The organism is Bacillus cereus group sp. BfR-BA-01355 (genome assembly GCF_022663675.1).
GTDB classification, from domain to species: domain Bacteria; phylum Bacillota; class Bacilli; order Bacillales; family Bacillaceae_G; genus Bacillus_A; species Bacillus_A thuringiensis_S.
Window position 1 is genome coordinate 1 of record NZ_JAKUFY010000185.1, and the last position, 5,749, is coordinate 5,749.

The following is a 5,749-nucleotide window of genomic DNA, read 5'->3' on the forward strand; positions in this document are numbered from 1 at the left end:
TTTTGTGGTATAAGATTGTACGTTGTTCTTCTTAGATTTAAAGCGCGGTGCGCTGTTTTGTTTTTTGAAAAAGCGTGTATACGCATCCGCAAGGTTGCGAACAGACGACTGAATCGCAATACTATCCACTTCTTTTAGCCAAACAAACTCTTTCTTCATAGCAGGAAGTTTGGCAGAGCATGTACCATATGTTAAACCTTTCCCAGTTTCTTTGTATGCGTGATCCCATAGGGATAGAAAATGATTGAATACAAAGCGAGAACAACCTATCGTTTTGTTGATTAGAATTGCTTGTGCTTGATTTGGATAGATACGAAACTTATAGGCTTTATTAATCATTATTTGATTCACCTCCATTTCGGTATATGACTATTATACACCAAACATACATTCGATAAGCGGTAGAGTAATACTTTCTATATGTCGAACAATTAAGATGGCTTCCTGCCATCCCTTGTTCGAAGCCAATTCATCTCCCACCTACTCACTGGACTGTGACCCTTCACGCTCCTTGAGGAAGAAGTCTTCTTGGCTAAAATGATAAATTCACTTAGACAAATATTATTAATTGTTTCTACCAAATCAAAAATAAGTTAGAGATATATCTACAGGTACTTAACATATAGGTTTTAGTCACTTGAACTACTTCCCCTTTTGCTTCGTTGAAAAGGAGTAATCCTAACTGAAATGGTAAAATTAACCGATTGTTAATTTTATGTAAGGTTATAATTGCTATCATCATTCTTACTACATTACAAAAGTTTTTATTGTAATGTAAGTATCACTTTGATGTTAATAAGATGAGATCTCACTTTTAATAATCTAGTTTGAAGAAATGTTTCTTTTTCATAGTAGTGATGTGATTGTTAGCCCACTACTTTTAGAATGTCACAGTTGATTTATCTTAGTATTCTCTTTTTAATATGTTGAATATTGAGGGTATTGATGCTGTTTATATGAAATTAACAACCTCTTCTACTGGTTTTCAAGGAATGAATGAAATTGACAAGGAATTGAATTCAAATGAGGAACAGAGGGTAATTTTTCTTATAACATATATAATAATGTGAACTAACAAGTACTAAGTGAAGAACAGTGCATTAACATAACATTAACAATGAGCGGTCTTATAAGTAATAAATCCTGTTAAAACAGCTAGTTAATAAAGCAAACCTTAGTGTGAATTGCTATAAAAACGTCTTGAAATCTCCCTAGTAATATAAATACACACGACCAATATAGGATGTTAGAAAATTACGGAAAGTGAAGTTGGATTATGTAAGCTGTATAAATACGTTTTATATAAAAGTTGTATATAAGAGTCTTATATACAACTTTTATGTTAATTGGATAAGAAGATTTTTGTTTTAATATTGATATAAAAGCATTTTTTTATACATCGTATATATAAAACTTATATATACGATGTATAAGTTTTTCTTGAATTTTCATATTGAAAAAATAGGCGGTTTTTAATCGTTTTTTTGAAATTTTAATCTAGATTTTTTAATGATCTTTGTTGAAATGTAAATCACATGAAATTTAAGATTGATATAACATGTATACGCATTATATATACGTCGTACATCTAAACCCTTATAATATATAGGTTAATTCCAATTTTATTTTTATAAGTCTTATATATAAGACCTTTATATAAGTTTTATTTATAATGACTTGATATACGACGTGTAATGATGTACTATATTTCTAGGAATAATTAACCAATGTTTTAAGGGGGGGACAACTTGAACGAAGTTTTAAGTGAAAAATATCAAACAATCAAGTTTACAGATGAAGTAGTAAACATGTTTGCTGATATACTTGAACAAGATGAGATACTCTATAGTGTATTTCTATACATAGGAAACATAGTAAATAAACAATTTCAAGAGACGAAGTACATGAGGGGCATATCTATTAATGAAATAGTGGAAAATGTAGTTATTGATAGGAGAGTAAAGAAAAAAAAGGGAAAATCCTATTCATTAGAGGTTGAACGTACGAATATATCTAGACGTTCAGCTGAAATAAGTGTGAGTACGCTATCATCAATGTCTTTAATCTATGAAAAAACCATGCACCCATATAAATTTTTGATCTCAACTTATAGAGGGCAACAAGTACTGATTGAGTTAGGAAAAAGAAAAAAGATAAATAAGGAGAGATAAAATAATGGCAAAAAACTTCTTAAAGAATGAAGTGGCAGTTAAAATGACGATGATCGGTTTTGGTCAAGCTGGTACTAGAATGGTAGATAAATTTGCGGAATATACACATACAGATGGCACAGCAGTATATAATTGCTTAGCACTAAATAGTAATGATGGAGATCTAGCTGAATTAAAAAATGTACCAAAAAGTAATCAAGTTTCACTAAAATTAGGTGGTTTAGGTAAGAACCCTGAGCGTGCAGTAAAAGTCCTTGATTCAAATGAGGAAGCAAAAGAAAAGCTAAAAGAATTTATTACTGAACGTGTAAGACCTACGGATGAACTTGTTTTATTTTTTGCAGGTTTAGGTGGAGGAACTGGAACTTCTACAATCATTAAGGCCATTGAAGAATTTTCGGCTTTTCATAACAAGCCAGTAATCAGACAAGAATTACAAAAGGTTGCGCAGCTATATCCAATGGCTGAAATTAAGGCGAATCAGGCAAAGTTTGCAAGAATAGCCTTTGAAAATGCTATTGAGCGCAAAGACTTTATTAAAATGGGGATTGTTGTAACTCTTCCCGTCCGAGCGGATGGGCCTGATGTATTACGACAAGTAAATAAATTTTCACAGGAAATTTGGAAATTAGCAAATGATAAATCAAAAGGTGTAGCATTTGTAGTATTTGCTGATAACCAGCATTTTTACGATGAATTTAAGGAATTAAATGAAAATGAGAAAAAAGGTGTCGCTAATTCACGAGATTATGCAAATCAACGTATTAGTGAAATTATTCATGAGTTAAATACCGCTGCTAATGGATCTGGTACATCTGTAATACTGGATTCTCAAGACTTTAAACGTATTTTACTTGAGAAAACGGGCTGTTTAGTAATTAATAAGGTTTCACGTAATATGAATCAAATAGAAAATAGCCATGCAATTATAGAAATGTTTCAAGAATCATTAAGAGGGAGCTCTTTCCATCCCCCAATTGATTTGATGAAGAAGAACGATGATGGTTCAGTTGAAGCATCAAAAGTACATCATTTTGGTATGCTTGCTATCCTAGATGAGCAAAAGAATATTAATGATTCCTTTATGGATGACGCTAAGGTAGAAGTTTCAAATAATTTACCTATAAATGGCACAGTCTTTAATGGATATTTGGTGAGTAAGAATGATTTCTTAGGAAGTGTATATACGTTCTATAAAACTGATGCATTACCATCGAGATTATCTAAAGGTTTAGTTGAAGAATTTAATGAGTTTAAAGAAAGACAAAGCCAAATTCAGTATAAAAAGTCTCAAATTAGTACGATTGAAAGTATAGATGAGGATGAGGATTTAGGTTTTGCATTTGGAGATTTTATCGATATGGGTAGTGACGAAGAAAATAATAATGCTGGAGCAAATGAAGATGAAGATCTAGCAGATTTTTTAGATCCAGATAAAATGTTTGGTACTACAAAATAATAAAAAAGTCTGGACTAAGTTCCAGACTTTTTTATTATTCTACTGAATTCATAAGAGATTTTATATGCTCAATAATATTATCTTGTATGTACTGCTCTATGAAGAGTTGTTTTTTACTCAAATCTTCCTCTTTTTTAAACCAGCCTGCTTTTCTAGTACGCTCTTCCTCAGGTTTATTATTCCATAAGCTCTCTGCTTGTTTTCTTAATTCTTGGCGTGCTCTATGCTCAATAATAAAATTATCAAGCCTATCTTGGCGTTGGCGTAATTTTAACGTTTCTACATCTTCTGGTTGTGGTAAATGCTTTAATATACTCTGTACCTTCTCTTCATAATGAGATTCAATATGTTTTATTTTTTCTTCTAACTGTTTAGTTACCATTTTTTCAATAATTTCTGCAGTAGCTTGAAGGTTTAATTCAGTGGATACCTCATTTGTTTGATGTTCTGGTGACACTGGTCTTAAATCAAACTGGTGTGGTAAAAGGTCAATAATTGCATCTAAAGACCATTTCTCATCCCTTTTCTGCTTTATAAATAGAGCAATTTCAAGGTCTAAAGCATTATAGAGTTTTTCATTTGTATTTTGAGTTCTTAAAGTTTCATGAAGTCCCTTTTCTTCTAGGATATTGAACCAATTATAAACTGTATTATGATGACGTCCTACTAGTTTTGAGAATTCTGTTATCCGCCATGCTTTTTCGAAAACATTATCATCTAATATATCATCATCGTTAATTTGATGGTCTTGTTTTTCATTTTTTTGCTCAATCATTGTAACTACCTCCTCAAAAATCAACTCATAAACAACCAATTATAATTAACATGTGAGCTGAAATTAACATGTTAGCTAGTATTTCGATAATATTGGTAAAAATCCCTACCAATCCAGTGAATTACATGAAATATGAAATTAACATGTAAATATATACTTGTTAACAAAACATTAACGTTTAGTATGAAATTCGGTTGAATTAGTAACTTTATTACCAATTTGAAATATATAATTGGTAATCTTTTGTTAATGGGAATATATTTATTATGTTAGTAGCACTACTGATAGTTGCTATGAGATTAACAAATTAGGCTACTTAATATTAATGATAAGGAAATAAAGCTATTTTGTAAATAAGTTATAAGGATATAATCCAGGTATATAACGGAAAATACACATAGTAACGTCCAAAATGTAATTATCACGTATAAAAACTAGTAAAAAGTAAATAATATTAATGTAGATTTAGTATTGTTCAATAAACAAAATGGTATTTAAGGATATAGGAGCACAATCATAATACTTCGAAGAGGTTCGTTCCTACCCCCTATTTACTTGCTACGGATCTACTTATGTATATTAATTTAGTATAGAATGTACAATTTAAGCTGTATATTGCATGTCATGATAGAAATTTATGTAGTCAGTATCAACAAAACGATCTTTATCAGTATTTAAGAACAAACTGAGCCCGTGAATTAACATTGATATAAAATACGACATTGACATGAAATTAACACTAAAACAACCTTCTAACAACACACAAGCGCATATTGTTAATGTTTTGTTAACTATAATAGACATATTAACCCTATGTTTACATGTTGCTCTAAAAAGATTACCTTTTAACATGAAATGTGAATCGTAAACGAAGAATTTTATGGGGAATTTTGAGGAAGTTTTTAAGATACTAAAGTTTGATTTAGAATAACCCTGATGATGTGTTTTTGTAGATATCTGATCTCTAGTACACGCTTGCATATATTAATAAAATCATAAATAAGATGATGAGATTGACATGTTAACCCAAATTAGATAAGTATACTTTGAATATCCATAAAGATAACATTGACATGAAATAAGAAATCGCTATGAGATTAATATAACATTAACAAAATCTATTCAAACTAAGGACGGATCATCCTAATTGTTAATGTCATGTTGATCAGAGATAGAAACTACCATTTAGACTTAGAGATACTAGTTATTCTAATGGGCGTTTATGGCTTAAACCCCTTAAAAAGTTAATAAAAGTAATTGGTAATAAAATATAGCATGCGCTGGTTTGCTAGTTGTTACATTCTATTAACTTAAATGTAGATCTACCAAATAGTTTTGCGTTGA

Annotated in this window: 4 protein-coding genes; 2 read left to right on the forward strand and 2 right to left on the reverse strand. The window is 30.4% G+C overall.

Features of this window, described 5'->3' with window-relative positions; genetic code table 11:
- Positions 1-342 (reverse strand): helix-turn-helix domain-containing protein (locus MR167_RS29980; protein WP_242316128.1); only part of this gene is annotated, 342 nt, incomplete at its 3' end.
- A gap of 1,406 nt (positions 343-1,748) precedes the next feature.
- Between MR167_RS29980 and MR167_RS29985 the strand changes: the two genes are divergently transcribed.
- Both MR167_RS29985 and MR167_RS29990 read left to right on the forward strand, forming a co-directional pair.
- The gene (locus tag MR167_RS29985) at positions 1,749-2,171 is read left to right on the forward strand and encodes a hypothetical protein (RefSeq protein WP_065230077.1); all 423 of its coding nucleotides are present in this window, start codon (positions 1,749-1,751) and stop codon (positions 2,169-2,171) included.
- Between the two features lie 4 nt (positions 2,172-2,175).
- Positions 2,176-3,630, forward strand: a complete 1,455-nt coding sequence (locus MR167_RS29990) for an FtsZ/tubulin family protein (protein WP_001097011.1) — start codon at positions 2,176-2,178, stop codon at positions 3,628-3,630.
- 34 nt (positions 3,631-3,664) lie between these two features.
- Here MR167_RS29990 and MR167_RS29995 read toward each other — a convergent pair whose 3' ends face one another.
- Complete coding sequence (locus MR167_RS29995; protein WP_065230078.1) at positions 3,665-4,405, reverse strand: MerR family transcriptional regulator; 741 nt, start codon at positions 4,403-4,405, stop codon at positions 3,665-3,667.
- Between the last annotated feature and the right edge of the window lie 1,344 nt (positions 4,406-5,749).

Coding starts and splice junctions, on each gene's coding strand:
- MR167_RS29990 (WP_001097011.1), top strand. CDS start 2,176: ATGGCAAAAAACTTCTTAAAGAATGAAGTGGCAGTTAAAATGACGATG.
- MR167_RS29995 (WP_065230078.1), bottom strand. CDS start 4,405: ATGATTGAGCAAAAAAATGAAAAACAAGACCATCAAATTAACGATGAT.